The following is a 24,495-nucleotide window of genomic DNA, read 5'->3' on the forward strand; positions in this document are numbered from 1 at the left end:
GCAGCCGCTCGACAGCCTCATGAACCATCTCAGCGGCTCATCGAACGAGCTGTGGAGCGCTGTCCAAGGCATGCTTGGCGATGCTGCCCGCGCACCTCATCTGACACGTCAGGCGGCGACTCTCCTGACGGGCAACGGAGAATTGGGGCCCGTCAGCTGGATATTCGTGTGCCTGGCGCTCATGGTTATGGCGGCTTTAAGCGCCGCCGCCCTAGTGCATCGGCTGTTGGCGGGCGAACGGCGGCGGCTCGCTCAAATGCCGATCGCACGACCGACGGTGGCGATATTGCATGGTCTCGAAGGGCTGATCGTCGATCTGCTCCCGCTCGCCGCTTATCTTCTGGGCTGTGGCATCCTCTATAATCTGCTGTTCTCGCAGCATGGCCTGATCTTCATCGGAACCGACGTGTTCCAGGGCCTGACGAACGCCTTCGTGCAAAGCTCGACGATCGGTTGGGCGAGCTACATCATTCTCAGTCAGCCATTCGCCGCCGAACGCCCCAACCTTCGGCTCATGCCACTCGACGACGGAGAAGCGCGCCAGGCGCGTCGGATGTTGGCGCGCATTATCGCGGCCGCGATGGCCCCGTGGGTTCTCGCCGAAAGCCTCTACTATCTCTGGTTCGGCGACGGGCTGCCGCATCTGATCATCATCACGTCTACGATCGTCGTGGGCATCATGTGCCTGCGCGCGCTCCGTCGCGTTCGCCCCGCTCTGCGCGGCTTCGCCCGCTATTGGCACTCGTTGGCCGTGCTGAGCGTGTTCGGCCTCGGCATCACCTGGATTCTGGGCGTGTTGCTGCAGCCGCTCCCCCCGTTCGACAAGGTGCTGGGCACCTTGCTCGTGCTTGTTGTCATGCCTGCGTTCGAGAACATGCTGGCCTTGATGCTGCGGAAGCTGAAGCAGCGGCTGTTGCGCGGCAACGGCACTGACAGGATGATCTTCGTTCCGGGGGATGAAGGCGAGCCGCTGCAGCCGGTGGCGCAACCGGCAGAACCGCATGCGGCAGCCGGCCTGGAACAGGTGATCGATGCCTTCGCTGAGGTTTTGTACTCCGCCGCCTCGTGGCTGTTCTTGCTGATCGCTGGCGCGATCCTGGCTCGGGTCTGGTCGCTCGATTTCATGCGCGTGCTGGGCGCGCGCGAGGCCCGCACGTTCATCGGCATCCTGTTCGATGCCGGCATCGCTCTGCTGATCGGCTGGTACGTCTGGCGCCTGTTCGAAACGGGTTTGGCCGTGGCGCTGGGCCGCGAGGACGGCGGCACCCACAGCCGCGCCAGCACGGTGCAGCCGCTGCTGCGCTCCATTGGTATGATCGTGATCGCGGCCGTCGCGCTGATGTGGTCGCTGTCGGCGCTGGGCTTCAATATCGCCCCGCTGTTGGCGTCGGCCGGTGTGGTCGGCATTGCCGTGGGTTTCGGTGCCCAGACTCTGGTCAAAGACCTATTCTCCGGTGCCTTCTTACTGATCGAGGACGCGTTCCGCATCGGCGATTATATCGAAGCCGGCCCCGCCAAAGGCACGGTTGAGAAGATCACCTTCCGCACCGTGGCGCTCCGTCACCAGAACGGTCCATTGCATTTCGTGCCCTACGGCTCGCTCGGCAGCGTGCGCAACAATTCACGCGACTGGGTGATCGACAAGTTCGAGATACCCTTGGCCATCGAGGTCGATAGCGAGACGGTGCGCAGGATCGTGAAACAGATCGGTCTCGACATGCTGGAGGCGGAAGATATCGCGTCCCTGATCATGGCGCCTTTGAAAGCCAAGCTCTATCGCATCCAGCCCGGCGCCAAGATCTTCCGCTGCAAGATCCAGACGCCCCCCGGCAAGCAGTTCGAGATCCGCAGCGAAGCCTATCGACGGATTGAGCAGGCTTTCGCCGAGGCGAACATTGCGTTTGCGAACAACATCTCGTCGTCGATCGTAGTCCAGACCCCGGTGGAAGACCCGCTTTCCGTCGCTCAGCGCGGGGGTTCGGGCGCAGTCTCGGTGGCCTCCCCGCCGCCCATGTGACGCCGAACGATCGCATCGTACCGGCCATCCGCGAACAGAATGGCAATGCCCTTGTTTAAGGCTGCCACGATTTCGGGCGCCTTCGGATTGGACAGCGCCGCCAGCGCAAACAGTGGGTTGCTCTCTACGGGGCGGTCGCCCAGTTTTGGCGGCGGCCCTTCCTTCCATTCCGACATGACCATCGTATTGAATAAGGGCACAGAATCGATGAGCAGATCGACACGACCTGCCAGGAGCTGACGCGCACAGAGCTGCATCGACGCCGGCTGGACCAGATGCAAAGCGCCTGATGCGAGGATGCGATGCAGTACCTCGGGCTGCGCGTACCCGACCGGTTGGCAGAGCGTGAGGCCAACGAGGCTCTGAGGGCCCGTATAGGAACGCATCCGGTCCGCTCGGAACACCGGCCAGATTCTGAGATCGTAGAGCGGAGCGGAGAAAACCATCTCCTGGTTGCGGTCCGGTGCTGCGACATAGGGAAAAGTTAGGTCGAATTCACCATTGAGCACCTCTTGATAGCCGCGCTTCCACGGCAAGAACTCGACGGGCTCGACGGCGACCCCAGCAGCACCGAACGCGGTCACGGCCAGCTCCGTCGCCATGCCGCCCGCCGGAAGCTCGGGGCCGGCATAAGGAGGGTAGTCCGTACCGGTGACCAGCCGTAGTCCGGCCGCCTGGGCCGACCCACCGGCAAGCATCGCCAACAGCAGCAGCCTTCCGGCACGGTACAACAAGATGTCGCTCCCCTGAGAGGATCTTCTTCGGGCGGATAGAATCAGCCATCTGACGATAAAAGCGAAGTAACGCGGCTTATAGCGCACCGTGAACAGCCCGATAGTTATCAATTCTATGGCCCCAATTTATCGGTTTCCGGCCCTGTGATGTCGGTGGATGTCCGATCGCCGCACAGGCTCCTCGACAGGTGATCGGCGGAGACATCGCCGTGATCGTTCGGAACGACGACGCGGCAGGACACGCGGCCGTGCTGAAGGACGGAAAGCTTTGGGACTATTCCGGTCCGCTCATGCCCGGCCGCTTCAATCGCATCCCGACCGTGACGGGCGTCCACCCTCGACCTGACGAGGGAAGGAGGAGCGACCCACGCGAATGGCGCAGAAATTGATGCGGAGGACGAGGCAGCATAGACAGGTGGTTCCGCCGATTGGCCCCCCGGCAAACCGACGGAGCTCATCATCGCTCTTCTGTCCCGCCGAAGCAGATCGACGATGCCGAGGCGATACTCAATTCTAACGGCTACGCGACCAAGGTTCTGACCGAGATGTGGTGGATGAAATCGAGCGAGCGACGAGCAGTGTTCAAGCATGATATCGGCCCCGTAGCGCGATGAGCGACGAACCCGTCCTCGCGCCAGCGGCGCAGGGGCCGGACGGTCACTGGATCGAATGCCCGGATTGCGGGCTGTTGCAGATCCTGCCGGTCCCGATCGGCGGACATCGCCGCCACTGCTGCCGATGCAACGCCTCCTTCGGTCATGGGGTGATTCGGACCGCCGCCGCGCCAGCTCTTGCTGCGACGGCGCTCGTGCTGTTCCCCTTGGCGACGCTCTTCCCGCTGATGGCAATCAGCCTTGGCGGCGAGAGCCAGAGCGTTCGCCTCGGCTCCGGCGTGATCGGGCTCGCGGATCATGACCTGCTGCCTTTGGCCCTATTCGTTCTGGCGATTTCGATCCTTGCACCACTCGGTCGGATCGCGGCGCTGGGTTATGTCCTGCTCGGGCGCCATCGAAATGAGCATCGACCGCGTCTGGCCGCGATCCTCCGTCTTGCCGAGCGCATGAGGCCTTGGGTCATGATCGACGTCTTCCTGGTCGGTACCCTGATCGCGTTGACCAAGCTGCATGATTTGGCGTCGGTCGACCTCGGCATCGGCTTCTGGGCGTTGGGTCTGCTCGTCATCTGCCTCGCCGGGTTCGACGCATCGATCGATCGGCACGCGCTCTGGGATGTCGTGAGCCCACCCCTTCACGCCACCGCGCCGCCGGCGCCGGGCAGCTGGATCGGATGCCGGGAATGCGGGTTGGTCCAATCGATCTCCGCGCGCTGTGGCCGCTGCAACGCGCGGCTGCACCGCCGCAAGCGGGACAGCCTGCATCGCGCGGCGGCGCTGGTCATGACGGGCATCATTCTCTATCTTCCGGCCAACCTCTATCCGGTTCTGACCGTTATCTCGTTCGGTCGCGGGGCACCCGCCACGATTTTGGGCGGCGTCGTGGAATTGATGAACGGCAGCGATTGGCCGCTGGCACTGATCGTCTTCGCCGCCAGCGTCGCCGTGCCGCTGTTGAAGCTGATCGGACTCGCCGGGCTGCTGATCTCGACACGTTTCGGCGCCACCAGACGGCTCGCCGACCGGACCCGGCTCTATCGGCTCATCGATCTGGTCAGTCGCTGGTCTTCCGTCGACATTTTCGTCGCGGCCCTGCTCACTGCCCTGGTAACGCTTGGCAATCTTGCGACCATCGAGCCGGGGCTGGGCGTGCTCGCGTTCGGCGCCGTCGTGTGCGTGACGATGCTGGCGACCGAGAATTTCGATCCGAGACTCATGTGGGACGCGGCGGGAGCCAATGATGCCTGAACATCAAACGCCGCGCTTGGCGACTCACGAGCGCCATCGCTTCCCGCTGGTTTGGATCGTGCCGATCGTGGCGCTCGCCGCGGCCGGCTGGCTCGGCTACCGCACGCTATCCGAACGAGGCTCCTTGGTCGCGATCACGCTGCAGAGCGCCGAAGGGCTGGAGGCCGGTAAGACCAAGATCAAGCATCGAGACATCGAACTGGGCATCGTCGAGGCGATGGAGCCGAGCGCCGATCTTTCGTCCGTCACGATCCAGGCGCGGATGAACCGCTATGCCGAACCGCATCTGGGATCCGGCACACGCTTCTGGGTCGTGCGCCCACGCTTGTCCGCAGAGGGGATCTCCGGCCTCGGCACGCTGATCTCGGGCTCCTATATTGAAATGGAACCCGGCCCCGGCGAACCAGCCCGCCGGTTCGTGGCCCTCGAGGATCCGCCGGTCGTCTCGGCCGACGTGCCCGGGACCAGATACGTCCTCCGTGGCTTACAATTGGGCTCGGTCAGCCAAGGTGCGCCGGTCTCGTTCCATGGCGTCAAGGTCGGCGAGGTGCTTGGCTATCAGCTGTCGGATGACGATGGCACCGCCACGGTCCAGGTCTTCGTGCGGGCACCCCATGACAAGCTCGTCCATGAAGGCACCCGCTTCTGGAACGCCTCGGGCATCTCAATCGATGTCGGCAGCGAAGGACTGCGGGTCGAGTCCGAATCCATCCAGGCGATCCTTGCCGGTGGCGTCGCGTTCGACGTGCCCCGCGGTGGCGATCTCGGCCCCCCGGCCAAGCCCGAGGCCGCGTTCAGGCTCTATGGCGACGCCGACAAGGCCCGCGATGCGCTTTTCACCCGCAAAGTGCCGTTCCTGCTGCATCTGACCGGCAGTGCCCAGGGGCTGTCCGCCGGTAATATCGTCCGCATGCACGGCATCCGGGTCGGCGAAGTCACCGACGTCCATATGGAATATGATACCGCGTCTGGGGCAATGACGGTGCCGGTGACGTTCGAAGTGGAACCGCAGCGCATCAGGCTGCTGCACGCCGACCTGTCCGAAGCCGGTTTCGAGGAGCGGTCCTACGGCGCCTTCAAGAGCTTCGTTGCCCAAGGACTGCGCGCGCGCCTCGCGTCCGGCAACCTGCTGACCGGGCAGAAGATCATCTCGCTCGATTTCTTGCCCGACGCACCCAGGGCGACCCTGATCGAGGGCGGCCTATATCCCGAAATTCCGACGATCGAGGCCGATGATCTCGATTCGATCATGCAGTCGGCGAAGGCGCTGCTCGGCAGCCTGCAGTCGACGGTCACGTCGCTCGACCAGGTAATCACCTCGCCGGAGGTGAAGCAGTCGGTCCGATCGCTTCAGGGTGCGCTCGCGAATCTCGACCGCCTGACCCATGACGTGAGCCTTCAGACCGGCCCCTTGCTAACCAGCCTGAAGGCGGTTTCGAGCTCCGCCGACCAGATGCTGAAACAGGCGACCACCACGCTCGCCGTCACCGGCGACGCTTTCGGTGGCGAGGGTGAGGCCGGCGGCGATCTCGCCGGTACGCTGAGCGAGTTGAAGCAGGCGGCCCGCTCGCTGCACGCGCTGACCGACTATCTCGAAAAACATCCGGAATCCCTGATCCAGGGTAAAAGTGCGGGAGCAACGCGATGAGAGTACCCATCCTGATCGTCGGAACCCTGACGCTGCTCGCCGCGTGCGGCACGACCCCGGAAAACCGCTACTACACCCTATCGGTCGAACCGGCGGCAACCTCTGCCGCCCCGCCGCCCCGCACCGGGCGGATCACGATCGCGAAGCTGCTTCTGCCGGGCGTGACCGACCGGGAGCAGATGGTGGTCGCGACCGGTCCGCAGACCGTCGACATCCGGGAATTCGACCGCTGGGCGGAACCGCTCGACCAGCTCGTCCCCCGCATCCTGGCGCAGGATCTGGCCCTGCGGGCCGGGGGACCGACTTCGAACCTGCCCGAACGACGCTTGTTCGTGTCTGTCGACAGGTTTTCGGTGGACGCAATGGGCTCGTCGCAGTTGACCGGGCGATGGTGGATGCTCGAGCCGGGGGAAACCGCCGCCCAGAGGAGAGAGCGGCCGTTCGCTTTGTCTCGGCCAGCTGGGGCCAGGGACGGCGTACAGGTCGCGGCGGCGATGAGCGCGCTCTTGAGCATGCTCGCCGACGACGTCGCCCGGGAGTGACGCTCGCCCGACCTCCGCGTCGGCTATGCTGCTCATCTCAGAAGTTCAGGACGGTGTCCCGGTTCATGCGACCAACCTTGGCACCTGCCGTTCGACCAAAAACGCAACCGCCAGGATGCCGGCAAGATCGCCCGTAAGCGTCATCCGGACCACGCCTTCTCAGATGCTTTTGATCGGCATGCTGTCCGCTCGGCTTGAGCGGTGAGCAGATGGACGACGTGTCTGGTATCGATAAGGAGGTGCTTCGAAGTGCTCGTACGAGCGCTTCGGAGCTGCGTGGTGAGGTTTTGAGCGGCCCGGAACGGCGGCGCCGCTGGAGTACCGAGGAGAAGCTGCGGGTTCTGGCGCAGAGCATGGCGCCCGGCTCGTCGGTATCCCTTGTCTGCCGGATGCACGGCATCAGCACCGGCCAGCTCTACACTTGGCGCAAGCAATTCCGGTCGGGCGAACTGACCGGGTTCGTGCCGGTTTCGGTCACCGCGGGCGCGGCGCTGCCTGGCCCGGCCGCCATGCCGGACGTGAAGGATAACGCGCCCGCCGCCATCGGCGTGATCGAGATCGAGTTGCCAAGCGGCGTGAACCTGCGCCTCACCGGCGATGTCGGCGAAGCGGTCCTGCGGCGCGTCTTGTCGGCGCTGTTGTGATCGGCATTCCCGGCAACGTCCGCATCTATCTGGCCTGCGGCGTCACCGATATGCGCCGGGGTTTCGACAGCCTGGCCGCCCAGGTCCAGACGATACGGAAAACCAGCGTGACTGTGGCAGATCTCTGCCGCAAGCACGACGTGAGCCCCCTCGACGCCTTCATCAAGAGCCCATCGACCGTTATCGCGCAGGCTCAACCGCCGAAACGACGGAACATGCCGTGGCGGCGCACCACCAGATGCGGCCGAATGTGTTCGGCCCAGCCGCAGTTGACTGACGCTGCCTTCCACGCGGGCGAGTTTGGTATTTCCGGCGCCTCGAGCTCGTAGGTCGCCAAATATTCCGGCATTTCATCGACGTCAGACCAGATGAGTTTGTAACGATCCGCCTTCAGCACACCCGGCACGGAAAGCAGGGCTGGAATATAGCCGGCATCATAGATCGCGTTGAACTCTTCCTCCTTCTCGGCGGGAATGGCGAGTTGCGCGATGTAGAGAAAGTCGCTCATGGTTCGCTCCTTGACTGGATCGAGACAGTAAGTGTGGGGTCGAGGGACGGTTCAACTACCGAGCGGCACGGCGTGGCCGCGCCCGGATCATCGCGCGGCTGGCACCGCCTTGCTGCGCTGAGCCGCACGGGCCTGCATCCGCCCCGCGGTCGGCGGTGCTGGGTAGAGTCCCGCTGTATGGGCCATAGACCCTTGGTGCAGCGCGCTAGGCTTTCTCGGCGGGGGTTTCGCTGACGCCAAGGATCGAGATGGGGCTGTAGAATCCCTCATGGGCGCCCAGGACGGCGGCGGTCGGCTCAATGCGGGTTTCGATCGAGATGCCGAATAGCTCCGTATGTCGGTCGAGACCGACCGAATGATACCATTTCGTGCCTGGACGGATCTGGTCGACGCCGGCCCGCGCAATGCCGGCCTCCTCAGCCGTCGACCCTTCGAAAGAGACCAGCCGGATGAACTGGTTCTGGTCCACGCGCGGTGCCGCGACCACGGTGTCGCTTTCGCCGGCGAAGAGATCGCGGCTCCAGTCGATGATGTAGGGGCGCCATTCGAAGAAGCCCCAATCGTTCGTGTATTCAGGTGTCTGGAATGCTTTTTCGGAGACGAGGGTCCAAAAGGCGAGATAATCGCGCCCGCTGCCGGCGACGCGCTTGAAGCGCTGCCCGGTCAAGAAGTAGGGCTTTTCGAGCATCTGCTTCAGCTTTGGGCCGTTATACCATTCGTTCCAGGCCTGTTCACGGGCCGGATCATCGAAGTTGCAGCGAACGACGTAAGCGACAGTCATTGGTATCCTCCGGAAACGCCCGGTTTGTCCGGTGCGGCCTTTTCAATACTGGTGCAATCAACGCGCCAGGCGAGCCATTCCCTGGGGCGACAGGCCTCAAGCGCGGTTTCCTGTCGCGGCGGCCGACACTCTTTCCTGGATTCTGTTTTACCGACGAACAGAAGTCATTCCGGGGACGCCGCCGCTGATTTCCTGGGCTCAAGTGAGCCGGATGCAGCAGGCTTCGTGGCTGCCGCCGAGCCTGACATTCGACGGCGGCGCCCGAAGACAATCAGCGCCGACGCTGCCGCAGCGAGGCGCGAATGCGCAGCCACGCGGCAGGGCGGCGAGATCGGGCGGTGAACCAGGGATGACGTCCAGCCGTCGATCTTTCATGCCGGCATGGACCGTCGAGCGCAGCAGACCTTCCGTATAGGGGTGCCGCGGCGTGTCCATCACCTCTTCGGCCGTGCCGGATTCGACGAAACGGCCAGCATACATCACGGCGATGCGATCGGCGACCTCGCAGGCAACGCCAAGATCGTGGGTAACGAAAATCGTCGCAATGCCCAGCTCGCGCTGCAACTCGCGCAGTAAGAGCAAGATCTGGATCTGCACGGTCGCATCGAGCGCCGTCGTCGGCTCGTCGGCGAGCAGAAGCTTCGGCCGGCAGGCGAGCGCGAGCGCGATCATGGCGCGCTGGCGCAGACCGCCCGAAAGCTCATGCGGATAGGCATCGAGGCGACGCCGCGCCGACGGGATCTGGACGAGCTCGAGCAGTTCCAAGGCGCGCAGCCTCGCCGCTCGCATCGACAGCCGATCATGGCATGCCACCGATTCGGCGATCTGGGTCCCGATCGTGAAAACCGGATCGAAGGCGGTCATCGGCTCCTGGAAGATCATCGAGATCAGCCGGCCGCGGATCTGCCGCAAGCCGCGCTCCGGCAAGGCCAGGATGTCGTGTCCGTCGACGAGGACGCTGCCACCGATCCGCGCCGTCGACGGGAAGAGCCGCATCAGGGCACGCATGGTGACGCTCTTGCCCGAGCCGGACTCGCCCAGCAGGCAGAGCACTTCTCCGCGGGCAAGCTGGAAGCTGACGCCGTTGACGACGGGGATGTCGAGATCGCGTGAAACGAAACGCACGGTGAGGTCGCGCACCTCGACGAGCGGCATGGCCGCCGCCCCGTCGGGCGGATCGGCCGGAAGACTGTTCAGCATGGGGCGGCCTCCTTCACGCGCGCGAGGCTATGACCGGAGCCGGGTTGACAGGCGTGGCAGGCCACGACATGGCCATCGGCGGCGCGCGCGAGTTGCGGCTCCCGTTCGGCGCACAGCGTCTCGGCGATTGGGCAACGCGTGCGGAAGCGGCAGCCTGAAGGCGGGTCGATCGGGTTCGGCGGATCGCCCGAAAGAGGCGCGATGCTGACGCGCCGGCGCGGATCCATCGGAAGGCGCGAGGATAGCAGGCCGCGCGTGTAGGGATGCAGGGGCGCCTCGTAGATGCGCCCGACCGGCCCGACCTCGATCGCTTTGCCGAGATACATCACCAGCACCCGATCGCTGACGTATTGCACCACGTTGAGATCGTGCGAGATGAAGATGTAGGTCAGGCCGAGGCGTCGTTTCAGCCCTTGAAGCTGATTGAGTACCTGGGCCTCGACCGATTTGTCGAGGGCGGATACCGCTTCGTCGAGGATCAACAGCCGTGGACCGAGTGCCAGCGCCCGTGCGATGTTGACGCGCTGGCGCTGGCCGCCAGACAGCTCGTGCGGATATCGCTCGGCGAACATCGCCGGCAGAAGCCCGACCATGTCGAGTACCTCATGGACTCGCCTCTTCGCTTCGGTACGGCCGCTGCCATTGGCCTTCAGGCCGAAAGCGATCGAATCTTCGATGGTGAGCCGGGGATTGAGTGTCGCGTAGGAATCCTGAAACACCATCTGAACCCGCCGGCGCAGTGCTCGCGCCGATGGATTGTCGGAACCGCTGCCTTCGAGGACGAAATTGCCGCTGTCAGGCTCGATCAGCCTGATCAGCAGCCGCGCCAGGGTGGATTTCCCACAACCTGATTCGCCGACGATGCCCAGCGTCTCGCCGTCATGCACCTCGAACGATACGCCGTCTACCGCTTTTACGTGCCCCTGGACGCGACCCAGCAGGCCGCCCCTGATGGGGAAGTGTTTGCGCAAGCCGTCGACGCGCAGCAGAGGCTGCACAATCGCGTCCGGTTGGGCGGGCATGGGCCGTAGTTTGGTCAGCATGGCCACTTTACACCTTAACGTCCATGGCGCTGCGCAACCCATCGCTGATGAGGTTCGAGCACATCGATGTGATGAAAATCATGATGCCGGGAAGCACGGCATTCAGCGGCGCGATATAGATCGACTGCCGGAGCGTATTGAGCATGAGGCCCCACTCCGCTTCTGGAGGCACGACACCGAGCCCGAGAAAACTGAGGCCGGATGCGATGATGATCGACACGCTGATCAGGCTGGAGGCGTAGATGAGGATCGGACCGGCGACATTGCTCAGCACGTGGCCGATCACGATCCGCCAGCCGGTCGCGCCGGTCGCGCGCGCGGCCTCGACATAGTCCTGGCTGCGGATCTGCGTGGTCACGCTTTCGGCGACGCGCGCGAGCGGCGGAACGAAGACGAGCGTCAGCGACACCAGGCTATTCACCAGTCCCGCGCCCAGGACCCCCGAAATCGCGACGGCGAGCAAGACCGAGGGAAAGGCGTAGAACACATCGATGAGCCGCATGATCGCCATGTTCAGAGCCCCGCCGGCATAGCCGGCAACGATGCCGAGCGCGGCGCCGATGACCGTGGCCAGGAAGACCGGTACGAACCCCATGAAGAGCGACATCCGCCCGCCATAGATCAGCCTTGAGAGAAGATCGCGGCCCAGTTCGTCGGTGCCCAGCCAATAGTGCCGGTCGCCCACGGCGAGCAGGCGGTGCGTTATGTTGGTGCGGTAAGGATCCAGTGGTGCCACGAACGGAGCGAAGATTGCCGCGAACAGGATCAGCGAGAGGATCGCGGCGCAGGTCAGGGTCATCGGGTCGCGCGCAAGCCGCCGCCCCACCGCATGCCAGAAGCTGCGCGAACGGGGCCTGCGCCCCGTCGGTGCCGCATCAAGGACGTCGAACGATAGATTTGCCATGGGAGCAGACCCGCTCAGTTGCGCTTGATGCGCGGATCGAAGGCGCTCTGAATGAGGTCGACGATCAGGTTGATGAAGACGAAGAACATCGCGAGGACCAGGATCGTGCCCTGCAATACCGGCAAGTCTCGCGTGAAGATCGCCGTGTTCAGGAGAAAGCCCGTGCCCGGCCAGGAGAACACGGTTTCCACCAGGATCGAGCCGCCCAGCAGCTGCGCCAGTTGGAGGCCGATAATCGCGAGGACGGTCGGTGCGGCGTTCTTGGCGACATGGAGGCAAATGCGCCGCGGCGACAGGCCTTTGGCATAGAGTGTCTGTATGAAATCTTGTTTGAGCACCTCGGCGACGGTACCGCGCACCGTGCGTGCAATGATGCCGGCCGGGATCACGGATAGCGAGATGGCGGGCAGGACCAGGTACTTCAGGCTTTCCCAATCGAATGCGAAGTTCGTCGAACCGCCGGCCCCCATGCCCGTCGCGGGGAGCACGCCGAGATTGACGGCGAAGATGACGATCAGGACCATGCCGAGCCAGTAATGCGGCACGCTGACCCCGGCAACCGCCAGCGACGTCACGACGCGATCCCGCGCCGAGCCGGCGGCATATCCCGCGATCAGTCCGAGCAGCAGCCCGACCGTAAATCCGATGAGGACCGCGGCGACCCCCAGCATCAGGGAATTGAAGACGGCCGGGCCGATCTCGCCGAGCACGGCGCGGCGCGTCATGATGGAATAGCCGAAATCGCCCGTCACGACATGGGTCAGCCAGGTGAGATACTGGATCGCCAGCGGCCGATCGAAGCCGTAGAACGATCGGAGAGAGGCGATCGTCTCCGAGCTGGCCCCCTCCGGCATGACTGCGCTGAGCGGATCTCCCGGCGCGAGGTGGATCAGTGCAAAACAGACCAGCGAGACGCCGATCGCGATCGGGATCGTGTAGAGCACGCGTCTTAGGAAATAAGTCAGCATCGTCTTTCTCCAGGGCCGCTACTGGATTTCGACGGGCGTGAGATCCTGCAGCCAGCTTTGCGCCGGGACGAAACCCTTCACCTTCGGTGAGAGCGCCCGTGGGCCCAGATCATGGACGACCCAGATCCACATCGCTTGATCGACGATGCGGCTGTGGAGTTCCGCCAGAATTTTCGTCTGCTCCACCGGATCGAAGGTCGTCTGCGCGGCTCTTGCGAGTTCGTCGGACTTCGGATCGTTGTAGCGGCCCCAGTTGAAACCCGTCGGCACCGGTTCGTATGAGGCCGCGGCCTTGATCAGCGCGAAATCGGGGTCGCCGAAGCTCCAGCTGTTGTTCACGCCATCGATGCCTTTGTTTTCCGGCGCCCATGCGCCGGCACGGCGGCGAGCTCTCAACGCCTCCCAGTCCATCACCACGAACTCGAGCTCTATCCCGACATCGTGGAAGTTCTCCTTGATGAACTCACTCATCGGCAACGGCAGCATCTGACCGGACCCCGACGGAGCGATGACGAACTTGATCTTGACCGGGTTCTTCTCGCTATAGCCGGCTTCGGCTAGCAGTCTCTTCGCCTCTTCCGGATCGTACCTGATGTCGAAGCTCGGCTTTCCGAACCAAGGGTGGCCTGGATACACCATGCCCTTCGCCGGTATCGCGAGACCGCCGAGCAACTTCACCAGTCCGTCCCGATCGATCGCCAGGTTGGCGGCCTTCCGGACCCGGACGTCCTTGAACGGCGAATTGTCCATCAAGCTGATCTGGAATGGCCAGACGTGCGGGTAGACATTGGTGACGATATTCATCCCGGACTGCTTCAGGCGCGGAATGGCATCAGGCGGCGGCGCCTCGATCCAATCGACCTGACCCGACAACAAGGCCGCAACCCGCGTGTTCGGATCGGGCATCGGCAGCAGCACGAGCCTGTCGGACTTCGGGATCCGCTTGGGATTCCAATAGTCCGCGTTACGCACCAGTTCGACACGCTCGTGGGGAACGAACTTGTCGACCTTCCACGGCCCCGTTCCCGATGGCTGAAAGGCCACCTTGTTCCAGTCATGACCGAGTTCTTCCCAGCGCTTTGGGCTGGAAAAGAAGAGGTTCACCAAATTGTAGGGCAGGACGGAATCCGGCGTTTTCGTTCTGATCTCGACGGTCAGGTCATCGATCTTCGCCCAACTGGCGATGCCGCCGTCGTCCTGCGAGGCCTGCACCGACTGGGCCTGATCGAACTGCGGCGCATCGCGCTTCAGCAGCTTGTCGAAGTTCCAGACGACGGCATCGGCATTGAAGTCCGACCCGTCATGAAACTTGACCCCGCGCCTCAACTTGAACAGCCATTTGGTCTTGTCGGCCGCGTCGACCGTCCAGCTTTCGGCCAGCCCCGGAACGAGCGCCGCCGCCTTGTCGGCGCTGGAAAGATCCCAGTTGACCAGCCCGTCATAGACCGTCCCGCCCATGAAGCGCAGGCCTTCCGTGCCCTGGCTCGGCTGGCCCGTCGTCAGCGGCACGTCGGCCACCGTCATGGCGACCCGCAGCACTTTCTCAGCCAGCGCCGGCGACGCCAGTGGCATCGTGCCGAGCACGACAGCGAGCGCAAGTTTCCTGACAAGCTTCGAACTCATTTTTCCTCCCCCTGATTTTGGTTGTCTTGCCCTTATTGGCGTCGGGCTTTGTCTGCTTCGTCAACGTCGCGTCGGCTCGATGTTTCCGGTTTCAGCCGGCGCCTCCGTTTGAGATTTGCTCTCCTGCATCGATCAAGGCCAGCCGCAAGCCTCGTGCCAGCCCGACCACGACGCCAAGGTCGAGAACAAACCATATCTGTCAATGAGTTGCACAAAGCGGGGCAACGCCTGGGGCTGTCGCTGCCGACAACACTGTCCTTGCTGGCGACACTTTGCCAGACTAACTGATGAGGGGCACAGCCATGCGAATCATCGCTGAGGATGGGGCGCCGCCAGCGATATGGGCCGCACGCTTTCTCGGCGAAAAAGGCGTCGTGCCCCCTCGCAGTCGACAGGTGGCACGGCCCTTGCCTTAGAGCAGCCGTGATCGGCCGCGAGGACATCCCTCGAAGCAGATCGCGCGCAACCAGGACGGTTGAGCCGCCAAAGTTCGTATCGATCTCAAACGGGTATATTGCCGAACGCGATTAAGACAGTGCTTGCCCGCTCCGGCCAACCCTCCACGTCTCGGGGCATCTGCCAAACCACCGATTAGACACGGACCTCGAGGATTCAAAGTCATGACGAGCACGTCCACGAAATTGGAACCCTGCTTCCTTACCGCAGCCGAGGCGGCAGCGAAGATCAAAGCATGCACCCTCACCAGCGAAGCTCTGGTCCGTTCGTGTCTCGATCGCATCGCGGCGCGCGACGCTGATGTCAAGGCGTGGCTGTATCTCGATCCGGATTACGCTGTGCGCCAGGCCCGGGAGATCGACAAACGCCCGGCAACCCATCCTCTCCATGGCCTGCCGTTCGGCGTGAAGGACGTGATGGACACGGCGGATATGCCAACGACGCAAAATTCCGGCTTCTACCAGGGCCACCGGCCGACGAAGGACGCGGCCTGTGTGGCGATCGTGCGTCAGCGGGGTTCCGTCGTGCTGGGGAAAACGGACACGGTCGAATACGCCTCGAACGGCCGCAGGGCGGCGACGCGGAACCCGTACAACCTCGCCCACACGCCCGGTGGCTCTTCATCGGGTTCCGGTGCCGCGGTCGGCGATTTCCAGGTGCCGCTCGCCTTCGGAACGCAGACCGCCGGTTCGCACATCCGGCCGGCCTCCTTCAATGGCATCTACGGCCTCAAGCCGACTTGGGGTATTGTCAGCCGCGAAGGCTTCAAGCAATTCTCGGTGTCGCTCGACACGGTCGGATGGTATGGCCGCGGCGTCGACGACCTGGCGCTCGTGGCCTCGGCCTTCGAACTGGAGGGCATGGGCGACACCGTGGCGGCAGAGGCCTCGAGCCTCCGCGTCGCCTATTGCGAAACGCCGTTTTGGGACAAGGCGGAGGCGGCGACCCACCAGGCCATGGAGACCGCCGCTCACCGCCTCGAGAAGGCAGGGGCGACGATCATCCCGCTTCGCTTGTCGCCGGCTTTCGCCCGCTTGCACGATGCGCAGATGACCGTGATGCATGGCGAGGGCCGGTGGGCTTTCCTGCCGGAGTATCTGGTCCAGAAGGGCGACCTTCAGTCCGAATTGCTTCTCACCGCGACCGGTCAGCGTGGTGTGACGCCGCAATCCATGATCGCCGCCTATGACCTCGCCGCCTCGTGCCGGCGTGAATTCGATGCTCTCTTCGGAGACTTCGACGTCGTGCTCACCCCGGCCGCGGCTGGCGAGGCGCCAGCAGGGGTGAATTTCGTCGGAGACTACGTGTTCAACGGGTTTTGGACGCTGCTGCACGTGCCTTGCCTGGCCATCCCGACGACGACGGGCTCGCAGGGCCTGCCGGTCGGGATCCAGCTCGTGGGGCCGCGCATGAGCGATGCGCGGTTGATTGCCATCGCCCGGGCGCTCGCGCCCGTCATCGATACCGAGGCGGAAGAGCGTTTGTTCCGGCTCCGTGCGGCCTAGAAATTCTGCCGCATCGGGACGACGAGGCCGGACCGGCGATTGCGCTCTGTCTTAGAGAGGCGGGATCGCCGGCCGTAGCACCCGTTGCTCGCGTGCCCGATCGCTACGGGCGTGCGGCGATCAGGCCGATCTCGACGCTGGCCCCCAGCGGCAGGGCGGCGACCCCTATGGTCGTGCGGGCCGGGAATGGTTTCGAGAACTGGCGTTCGTAAACCGCATTCATCGCCGAGAAATCATTCATGTCGGTCAGATAGACCGAACACGAAACGACGTCGTCAGGAGTGAGCCCGCTCTCTGCCAACACGGCGAAGAGGTTGCGCATGCACTGCGCGGTTTGCGCGCCGATGTCGCCTTCGACCAATCTGCCCGTCGCCGAGTCGAGTGGTGTCTGGCCGGAAAGATGGACGAAGCCGTTGGCCTCGACGGCGTGGGAATAGGCACCGACGGCGGTGGCGCTCTTGGCGGAATAGGCTTTGCGGGGCATGGAGGGATGTCCTGTCGAAGAGGGGCCGCGGAGTTGAACATCCGGATGGCGCGGCGGGCAACCGGCGTGATCGATCCGAGGGGGATTAATCCCGACGACTGCGCTCACCGGGCTGTAATCAACGAAGAAAGCCAAGGACCGCATCGAGGAATTCGTCCGGGTACTCGACGTTCGACAGGTGAACCGCGGGCAGGACGACGAGCCTCGCGCCGGGTACCGCCGCGGCGATGAGCTCGCTGTGGCTGAGGGCCGTGACCGTGTCGTGCTGCCCGGCAATCACCAGCGTCGGCCGCGAAATCAGCGCGATCGTCCGGCTCAGGTCCATATCGCGGACGGCCGCGAACAATCCTGCCAGGCCATGCCGGTCTATGGTCCGCAACATGGTCCGGAATTTCTCGATGACCGGCCCATTTGCCGCCAGCCACTGTGCGGGAAACCAATTGGCCAGGAACATTTCGGCCATTTCCGACATGTCCGGCGCTTGCAGCACGGCGGCAATGCGATCGTCAAATGCCTTGGCCGGCCCGAGATGGGCCGAGGTGTTGCTGAGGACGAGGCGGTCGATCCGCTCGGGCGCATGGATGGCAAGCCATTGCCCGACGAAGCCGCCCAGCGACAGGCCGAGGAAATGCACGCGTTCGATGTTCAGGGCATCGAGCAGTTCGATCACGTCGCGACCGAGACGGTCCAATGAATAGGCGCCGACCGGAACGCTCGACGATCCGTGGCCGCGATAATCGTAGCGCAAGACCCGAAAATGCTGGGACAGAGCCTCGATCTCGCCATCCCACATGTGCAGCGTGGTGCCGATGGAGTTCGCCAGCACCAGCACGGGCTTGTCCGCATCGCCGTCGATGCGGTTGGCGATCCGCGTGCCATCTCCGACGGTAACGAAATTCAGTTCGCTCATAGGAAGAGCCTCTTCTTGGGACGGGAGAACGATTGGTAGTGAGGGAGTGTTTGTGATGATATTACAAAGATCGGACAATCATTGTCGCAGAAGCTGACATGGCCGAATTCACTTTGCATGACCTGCAGTGCTTTGATGCGGTCGTCCGCTGCGGCGGCTTCCAGCCCGCTGCGGCATTGCTGCATCGCTCGCATCCGTCGGTGTTCGCCGCCGTCGCAAAGCTGGAACGGCAACTCGATCTCGTCCTGTTCGATCGCAGCGGCTATCGCGTGCGCGCCACCGCGGCGGGGCTTTCGTTCCATCGCCGCGCACAATCGCTGCTACGCGAGCTCGACGGCCTGCGCACCCATGCCGCGCAGCTGGCAATGGGCGTGGAAAGCGAGATGCATGTCGTCATCGGCGACCTGTGCCCGCGACCGCAAGTGCTGGGGATGCTCGGAAGGTTCTTCGCTCGCTGCCCGGCCACACGCCTGCATTTGCACCTGGAAGCGGTGGGAGGGCCCTGGGAGCGTCTTTTCGACGACGAGGCTGATCTGATCCTGCATTGGATCGACAAGAGCGATTCTCGCGTGGAATGGCTCGACCTCTGCAAGGTCCCGTTCATCCCCGTCGTGGCACCGGGATTTCTACCCGAGACCGTTAAACGGCCGGTCACGCCGGATCAGATGCGGGAATTCACCCAATGCATCATTCGCGATACCGCTCGTCATCTGACGCAGCAGGATTACTTCATGATCGAAGGGGCGCCGCAATGCATGGTGGCCGACCAGAACATGAAGAAGGAAATTATCGTGCAGGGCCTGGGGTGGGGCCATATGCCCCGATTCCTGATCGAGCAGGAGATGCGCGATGGACGCCTGCAATCCATCGCCAGCCGCCATCTTCCGGGCCAAACCCAGGAACTGGTGGTCGCCCGCCGTCGCGATCGGCCGCACGGGCCGATCGCGAATCGCTTGTGGGACCATATCCAGCAAGAGGCGGCATCGCTGCGCCACTCCCTCATCCTGCAGAACCGGGCGCAATGAATGAGGCCCTGCCGACCAGGGTGAGGCCTTCGTTCCGGTCATCAGCCCTGCCGCCTGATGTCCTCGGGCGCCGAAGCCTGGCCTGATCCTCGATCTGGCGCGAAGCGTCCATCGCGCCACCGGGAGCACCTGCTTGCCCGACGAGGGACCCCAGGCCAGGCAATCTGTCGTTGAGACAGACACCTCCCGTCGGACCCTGTTGCCGGGAACAACACGGCTGGAACAGGATCGTCGCTCCCTCTCAAGGCAATGCTTGGGACGTCTCGGATGCGCGTCATTGGCACGGCTGTTGCTCCTCAGCGGTCGTACCAGGAGGCAAAATGAACGAAGCCGATCTCAAACCCGCCGCCGATCGATTGCCGTACCAGGGTCTGCCCGCGCGCCGACTGGCGGAAGGCTTCGACTTGCTCAAGGGCTTCAAAGTGATCGACCTGACGACGTCGGTCGCGGGGCCGGTTTGCACGTTGCTGCTGGCGGATATGGGTGCCGAGGTGATCAAGGTTGAGCGCCGCGAGACCGGCGACGACGCCCGAAGCTGGGGGCCGCCGTTCCTGCACGGCGACTCCCTGTGGTTCCTGAGTGTCAATCGCAACAAGAAGAGCATCTCGCTGGACTACAGCAAAGCCGCGGGGCTGGCGGTCCTTCATGATTTCGTGCGAACCGCCGATATCGTCGTCGTCAATCAGCCGTCGCGCATAGCGAAGAAGCTGGGGACGGACGCAGACACCCTCACTGCTTTGAAGCCGGACCTGATCTACGTTTCCATCACCGGCTTCGGTGTCCATGGCGACCGGTCGGACCAGACCTGTTACGACCTGGTGGCGGAAGGATATTCCGGCATCATGGACATCACCGGCGAGTTGGATGGCGATCCCCAGAAGATCGGCGCTCCTGCGGCGGACATGCTCGCCGGGCAGGATGCGGCCTTCGCCGCGGTGACGGCACTGCTCGCCCGAAACCGTACCGGCAGCGGGCGCGTCATCGATATTGCGCTCGTGGATTCGATGACCCGGTTCCTCATGTGCCGTATCGTCCCGTACATGGGCTCGGGTGAAGTTCCCCGGCGATCGGCGGGCAAGGATAGCGTCATCGCGATCTACCAGACATTTCAGACCGCGGATCAACCGCTGACCCTCGGCCTCGGTAACGACGGTATCTGGCGCAGGTTCTGGGACGTCATCGGGCAACCGATGATCGCACGCGACCCCCGCTACCAGTCGAACGCCGACCGGCGCGCCCTTCGTGCCGAGATCGTCGCGCTGATCGAGCCGATCTTGAAGCAGCGGTCATGCGCACATTGGCTGACGCTGTTTCGCCAGGCGCGAATCCCGGCCGGTCCGATTAATCGGATCGATCAGGTCGTCGATGACCTCCACTTGCAGGAACGCGGCTTGTTCTACCGTCTGCTGGATGGCGACATCGACATTCCGCAAGTCGGGACCGGTATCATGATCGACGGGCGCTCCAATTCGCCCAGGAGCGCGCCACCCGAGCTCGGTCAGCATACGGCCGAATTGTTGAACGAGGTTCTGCAATACGACCGGGAAACGGTGCAGCGGCTCCTGGCAGAGAACGTCATCTAAATCAAAACCAAGCCAGGGCGCCATGGCGGAATAGGAGGAACCGGTGGAATACTCGACGATTCTCTACGAAGAAGATGGCCCCGTAGGCACCATTACCTTGAACAGGCCCGACGACGGCAACATGTTCACCGAGGCCATGTGTCATGAAATCCGGGACGTCATCGAAACGATACGCCGCGAGACCCGCACACGTGTCGTCGTGATTACCGGCGCCGGCGACAAGTTCTTCTGCATCGGGGGACGCAAGGACGTCGAGATCAAGTCCACGCTCTACGCGGGCACTCTGCCGACGCTCGAGATGTACGAGGCGATCGACCGCCTGCAGAAGCCGGTCATCGCGAGCGTCAACGGCTATGCCATCGGCGGTGGCAACGTCCTTCAGGTCGTTTGCGACCTGACGATCGCCAAGGAAAGCGCGATATTCCGACAGGTCGGGCCCATGGTGGGCTCCTTCGATGCCGGCTATGGCACCTGGTACCTCGAAGATCTGGTAGGAAAGAAAAAGGCTAAGGAAATCTGGTTCTGCAATCCGAAGCTGAGTGCGCGCGAGGCGCTGGACATCGGATTGATCAATAAGGTCGTTCCGGACGACGACCTCAAGGACGCGACGAGAGAGATGGCGCTCGCGGTCGCCGAGCGGGGCTCGTTCGCGCTCGCATCGATCAAGGGCGCGTTCAACGCGCGTCACGGCGGCGTTTCGGGACTCTCCCGCGTCACTCACGATCTGTTGCTGCGCTCTTATCTCGAAAGCGAGGAGAGCGCGGAGCTGAACGCTTCGTTCCAGGAAAAGCGCAAGCCAGATCCTTCCAAATTCGGCAGCTGACCATGAAGCAATTCCTGACGCTCCATCATCCCGCGCGGGCCAAGGACTTCTATGCCGCGGGCACGTGGCGGGGAGATACGTTCTACTCCCTGCTCGCCAATCACGCGGCCCTCCGTCCCGATGCATTCGCGATCCAGGACAGCCGGGTCAAACTGACCTTCGCAGAGCTGAAGCGGTGGGTCGACGGTGTTGCCGCGGATCTGCGGAGCTACGGGCTCACCGGTGGCGATCGGGTCTCGATCTGGGCCTCCAATCGTGTCGAGACCGTCGTGACCTTCCTGGCTTGCTCGCGTGAGGGGTTCGCCTGCAATCCGTCCCTGCACAAGACCTATGCGGCACAGGAAATCGGTGCCCTGCTCACGCGCCTGACGGCCAAGGCGCTCTTTACCGAACCAGGATTCGGCAAGGACACGGCACAGGTTCTCGAACAGGTCCTGAACGGCGTTGCGTCGTTGAAGGTGGTCTACCAACCTTCGAGCTTCCCGAAGCCGGCGCCCCATGCGGCGCCGCCCTCTTCAGACCCGGACAAGCTCGTCTACCTGGCGTTCACCTCGGGGACGACCGGAACGCCGAAATGCGTCATGCATTCGGACAACACGTTGCTGGCCAACGCGCGGGATCTCGTTGCCGATTGGGGGCACGACCCACGCACGGTGATCATGACGCTCTCGCCGCTGTCGCATCACATTGCCTGGGTCGCGGTCGGCCAGTGGCTGCTCTCCGGCTGCCTGCTCGTCACCGACGACGTTCCGGCCGGCAAAACCAGGCTCGACTGGATCAACGAGACCGGGGCGACCTACATCCTCGGTGTGCCGACCCATGCGATGGACATTCTGGCGGAGCAGCGGGCGAGGAAACAGCCGCGGCTCGGGGCGGTGCAGGTGTTCTATATGGCCGGAGCGCCCATTCCGCCCTCGGTTGCCGATGCGTTCATGCGGCAGGGCATAAAGCCCCAGAACGTGTATGGCATGACGGAGAATTCGTCCCACCAGTATACGAACCCGAGCGACGATCCGGACACGATCGTCGCGACATGCGGCCGGGGTGGTCGCGCCTATGAGGTCGCGATCTTCGATCCCACTGATCAGAATAGACAGCTTCCGATCGGCGAGATCGGACAGATCGGCGGCAAAGGCGCCTGCCTCATGCTCGGGTATTTCGACAACCAGAGCGTGACCGAGCAGAGCTTCAACGACGACGGCTGGTTCATGTCCGGCGATCTCGGCGCGATCATGCCGAACGGGGCCTTGAGGATCGAGGGGCGTCTCAAGGATCTCATCATCCGCGGCGGCCACAACATCTATCCCTCGCACATCGAGGCGCTGGCACTCCGCCATCCGCAAGTCTCTAAGGCGGCATGCTTCCCCGTGGCGGACGAGCGGCTGGGCGAGCGCGCCTGCATCGCCATCGTGGGCGAACTCGACGCGCCTGACCTGCTGGCACACCTGTCCGCGGAAGGGCTGTCGAGGTACGACCTTCCGGAATATTTCGTGTCGGTCGAGGGCTTCCCGCTCACCGCCAGCGGAAAGATATTGAAGCGGGAGCTCATCGAGATGGTGCGCCAAAGCGAACTGGTTCCTCAGTTCGTCCGCGGTGAAGCGGCAAGGTCGAAAACAGCATGACCGTCACATTGAGCTTCCGCGAAGAGATCGCAGTCATCGTCCTCGATCGACCCGCCGCGTTGAACGCGTTGTCGTTCGAGGTCCTGAAACGGCTCGATGACGCGTTTGTCGAGGTCGCCGCTTCTGCGGCGCGAGCGCTGGTCGTCACCGGTGCCGGACCAAAAGCGTTCTGTGCAGGCGCCGACATTGCGGAACTCAGGAACCGGTCGCTGATGGACCAGAAGCGCGGGGCGGAGTTCGGCCAGCGTGTTTTCAGCAGGCTCAATGCCTTACCGATCGCATCCATAGCCGTCATCAACGGCTATGCATTCGGCGGCGGCTTGGAAATGGCATTGGCGGCGACGTTCAGGATCGTCTTGCCGCAGGCGAAGCTCGGATTGCCGGAAATCAAACTCGGCCTCATCCCGGGCTATGGCGGAACGCAGCGCCTGCCACGGCTGGTCGGAGAGGCCCGGGCGCTCGAAATCATCATGACCGGGCGCACCGTCACGGCAAACGAGGCGGTGGCCATCGGGCTGGCCAACCGGCTGGTCGAAGGTGACCCGGTCGAGGCCGGCCTCGCGTTCGCGCGTGAGTTCACCGGGTTCGGCCTTCCGGCTCTTGCAATGGCACGGGAGGCCGTGACGCGGGCGCTCGACGTGCCCCTTCAGGAGGGACTCAGGATCGAGGCCGACCTCTCGACGCTCGCTTACCAGACCTCGGATGCCGAGGAAGGCATGAGTGCCTTCCTCGAAAAGCGCCAACCGCAATTCCGTGACGCCTAGATCGAAGGACCGGCCGGTTCGGCCTGCCCTTCGATCTGGTCCTCGCCAGGCAAAGCCGCCGTGCCGGCGACCGGCTTCCATTCGATCAGCGGGATAGGATACATGCCGATTTCGAAAAAGATCTTTCTGACGGGCGCCAGTCGCGGGATCGGTGCGGTCGTGGCGCTGGAGCTGGCGCGACGGGGCAATACGGTCGGCTGCCTTTCGCGCAGAGGGACTGGGCCCGAAGGCCTGGACATCCCGTCGGATCTGCAGGAGCGGCTGGTCCTACTGAAGGGCGATGTCACGGACACGCGCTCGATCGGGGCCGCGCTCGAGGCGTTCCATGCCAGGAGCGGCCCGATCGACGGTATCGTCAACAATGCCGGCGTGCATGTCGAGAGCCCGTCCGATAGCCAGCCTCTGTCGGAATTCGAGGAGATTCTCCGGACGAACGCGGTGGCCACCTTCGCGGTCTGCCAGCTCGCATTCCCCTACCTGAAAGCGACCGGGAACGGTCTGATCGTCAACATGGGTTCGTTCTTCGAGAAACTCGGGGTGCGGCGCAATACGGCTTATTGCGCGTCCAAGGCGGCGGTTCATGCGATCACGCGCTGCCTGGCGGTCGAATGGGCTTCCAAGGGCATCCGGGTCATGACGGTCGCGCCCGGCTATGTCGAGACCGATCTCAACAAGGATTTCCTCGCGTCGGAAAAGATCCGGGCCTTTCTGGCTGCCCGTATTCCCGTCGGCGGCCCCGCAAAGGCTGACGACGTCGCCCGGCTCGTCGCGAGCCTGTTCCAAGAAGACATTCCCTTCCTGACCGGCGAGGCGATCTACCTCGACGGCGGTCAGGGCATGGCCCATTGAG

At 63.6% G+C, this 24,495-nt stretch carries 22 protein-coding genes; 12 read left to right on the forward strand and 10 right to left on the reverse strand.

Features of this window, described 5'->3' with window-relative positions; all coding sequences use genetic code 11:
• Positions 1-19 precede the first annotated feature (19 nt).
• Positions 20-2,017 (forward strand): mechanosensitive ion channel family protein, encoded by a 1,998-nt coding sequence (locus tag VGV37_RS00675; protein WP_326877661.1) that lies wholly within the window; start codon positions 20-22, stop codon positions 2,015-2,017.
• Here VGV37_RS00675 and VGV37_RS00680 read toward each other — a convergent pair.
• On the reverse strand, positions 1,966-2,751 hold the full coding sequence (locus VGV37_RS00680) for a substrate-binding periplasmic protein (RefSeq protein WP_326877662.1): 786 nt from the start codon (positions 2,749-2,751) through the stop codon (positions 1,966-1,968). The genes VGV37_RS00675 and VGV37_RS00680 overlap by 52 nt on opposite strands.
• Before the next feature lie 610 nt (positions 2,752-3,361).
• On the opposite strand from VGV37_RS00680, the gene VGV37_RS00685 reads away from it, so the two are divergent.
• The 4 genes from VGV37_RS00685 (at position 3,362) to tnpA (ending at position 7,446) form a co-directional block, all read left to right on the forward strand.
• Entirely contained in the window at positions 3,362-4,612 is a 1,251-nt protein-coding gene (locus VGV37_RS00685; protein ID WP_326877663.1) for a PqiA/YebS family transporter subunit, read from the forward strand.
• Positions 4,605-6,260 (forward strand): intermembrane transport protein PqiB, encoded by a 1,656-nt coding sequence (locus VGV37_RS00690; RefSeq protein WP_326877664.1) that lies wholly within the window; start codon positions 4,605-4,607, stop codon positions 6,258-6,260. The genes VGV37_RS00685 and VGV37_RS00690 overlap by 8 nt, the downstream gene beginning before the upstream one ends.
• Positions 6,257-6,802: a PqiC family protein gene (locus VGV37_RS00695; protein WP_326877665.1), complete on the forward strand. Its 546-nt coding sequence runs from the start codon at positions 6,257-6,259 to the stop codon at positions 6,800-6,802. Before VGV37_RS00690 ends, VGV37_RS00695 begins: the two co-directional genes overlap by 4 nt.
• Positions 6,803-7,011: 209 nt before the next feature.
• On the forward strand, positions 7,012-7,446 hold the full coding sequence (gene tnpA, locus VGV37_RS00700) for an IS66-like element accessory protein TnpA (protein WP_326877666.1): 435 nt from the start codon (positions 7,012-7,014) through the stop codon (positions 7,444-7,446).
• A gap of 193 nt (positions 7,447-7,639) precedes the next feature.
• On the opposite strand, the gene VGV37_RS00705 is transcribed toward tnpA, so the two are convergent.
• The 7 genes from VGV37_RS00705 to VGV37_RS00735 all read right to left on the reverse strand — a co-directional run bounded on the left by VGV37_RS00705 (position 7,640) and on the right by VGV37_RS00735 (position 14,434).
• Positions 7,640-7,954, reverse strand: a complete 315-nt coding sequence (locus VGV37_RS00705) for a hypothetical protein (RefSeq protein WP_326877667.1) — start codon at positions 7,952-7,954, stop codon at positions 7,640-7,642.
• Between the two features lie 205 nt (positions 7,955-8,159).
• Positions 8,160-8,735, reverse strand: coding sequence for a hypothetical protein (locus VGV37_RS00710; RefSeq protein WP_326877668.1), 576 nt, complete (start codon positions 8,733-8,735; stop codon positions 8,160-8,162).
• A gap of 198 nt (positions 8,736-8,933) precedes the next feature.
• Positions 8,934-9,890 (reverse strand): ABC transporter ATP-binding protein, encoded by a 957-nt coding sequence (locus VGV37_RS00715; protein ID WP_326877669.1) that lies wholly within the window; start codon positions 9,888-9,890, stop codon positions 8,934-8,936.
• A 38-nt stretch (positions 9,891-9,928) separates the two neighbouring features.
• Positions 9,929-10,978 carry an oligopeptide/dipeptide ABC transporter ATP-binding protein gene (locus tag VGV37_RS00720; protein ID WP_326877670.1) on the reverse strand — a complete coding sequence of 350 codons (1,050 nt, stop codon included), beginning with the start codon at positions 10,976-10,978 and terminating at the stop codon, positions 9,929-9,931.
• 7 nt (positions 10,979-10,985) lie between these two features.
• Positions 10,986-11,882 carry an ABC transporter permease gene (locus VGV37_RS00725; RefSeq protein WP_326877671.1) on the reverse strand — a complete coding sequence of 299 codons (897 nt, stop codon included), beginning with the start codon at positions 11,880-11,882 and terminating at the stop codon, positions 10,986-10,988.
• A 14-nt stretch (positions 11,883-11,896) separates the two neighbouring features.
• Complete coding sequence (locus tag VGV37_RS00730) at positions 11,897-12,850, reverse strand: ABC transporter permease (protein ID WP_326877672.1); 954 nt, start codon at positions 12,848-12,850, stop codon at positions 11,897-11,899.
• A gap of 18 nt (positions 12,851-12,868) precedes the next feature.
• Positions 12,869-14,434, reverse strand: coding sequence for an ABC transporter substrate-binding protein (locus VGV37_RS00735; protein ID WP_326877673.1), 1,566 nt, complete (start codon positions 14,432-14,434; stop codon positions 12,869-12,871).
• Between the two features lie 659 nt (positions 14,435-15,093).
• Here VGV37_RS00735 and VGV37_RS00740 point away from each other — a divergent pair.
• Entirely contained in the window at positions 15,094-16,434 is a 1,341-nt protein-coding gene (locus VGV37_RS00740) for an amidase (protein ID WP_326877674.1), read from the forward strand.
• 103 nt (positions 16,435-16,537) lie between these two features.
• Here the strand turns inward: VGV37_RS00740 and VGV37_RS00745 are convergent, their stop codons facing one another.
• Together VGV37_RS00745 and pcaD are read right to left on the reverse strand one after the other, a co-directional pair.
• On the reverse strand, positions 16,538-17,053 hold the full coding sequence (locus VGV37_RS00745) for a Rid family detoxifying hydrolase (RefSeq protein ID WP_326877675.1): 516 nt from the start codon (positions 17,051-17,053) through the stop codon (positions 16,538-16,540).
• A complete protein-coding gene (gene pcaD, locus VGV37_RS00750) occupies positions 17,037-17,828 on the reverse strand; it encodes a 3-oxoadipate enol-lactonase (RefSeq protein WP_326877676.1) in 792 nt (263 codons plus the stop codon). Before pcaD ends, VGV37_RS00745 begins: the two co-directional genes overlap by 17 nt.
• Positions 17,829-17,926: 98 nt before the next feature.
• Here pcaD and VGV37_RS00755 point away from each other — a divergent pair, with 98 nt between their 5' ends.
• The 6 genes from VGV37_RS00755 (at position 17,927) to VGV37_RS00780 (ending at position 24,494) form a co-directional block, all read left to right on the forward strand.
• Positions 17,927-18,853 carry a LysR family transcriptional regulator gene (locus VGV37_RS00755; RefSeq protein WP_326877677.1) on the forward strand — a complete coding sequence of 309 codons (927 nt, stop codon included), beginning with the start codon at positions 17,927-17,929 and terminating at the stop codon, positions 18,851-18,853.
• Positions 18,854-19,173: 320 nt separating this feature from the next.
• Positions 19,174-20,436, forward strand: a complete 1,263-nt coding sequence (locus tag VGV37_RS00760; protein ID WP_326877678.1) for a CoA transferase — start codon at positions 19,174-19,176, stop codon at positions 20,434-20,436.
• Between the two features lie 43 nt (positions 20,437-20,479).
• A complete protein-coding gene (locus tag VGV37_RS00765) occupies positions 20,480-21,259 on the forward strand; it encodes an enoyl-CoA hydratase-related protein (RefSeq protein WP_326877679.1) in 780 nt (259 codons plus the stop codon).
• Positions 21,260-21,261: 2 nt separating this feature from the next.
• Positions 21,262-22,881 carry a class I adenylate-forming enzyme family protein gene (locus VGV37_RS00770; protein WP_326877681.1) on the forward strand — a complete coding sequence of 540 codons (1,620 nt, stop codon included), beginning with the start codon at positions 21,262-21,264 and terminating at the stop codon, positions 22,879-22,881.
• On the forward strand, positions 22,878-23,645 hold the full coding sequence (locus VGV37_RS00775) for an enoyl-CoA hydratase/isomerase family protein (RefSeq protein WP_326877682.1): 768 nt from the start codon (positions 22,878-22,880) through the stop codon (positions 23,643-23,645). The genes VGV37_RS00770 and VGV37_RS00775 overlap by 4 nt, the downstream gene beginning before the upstream one ends.
• 102 nt (positions 23,646-23,747) lie before the next feature.
• The gene (locus tag VGV37_RS00780) at positions 23,748-24,494 is read left to right on the forward strand and encodes an SDR family oxidoreductase (protein ID WP_326877683.1); all 747 of its coding nucleotides are present in this window, start codon (positions 23,748-23,750) and stop codon (positions 24,492-24,494) included.
• Position 24,495: the final 1 nt, after the last annotated feature.

It is taken from the genome of Aliidongia sp. (assembly GCF_035943795.1).
GTDB lineage: Bacteria > Pseudomonadota > Alphaproteobacteria > ATCC43930 > CGMCC-115725 > Aliidongia.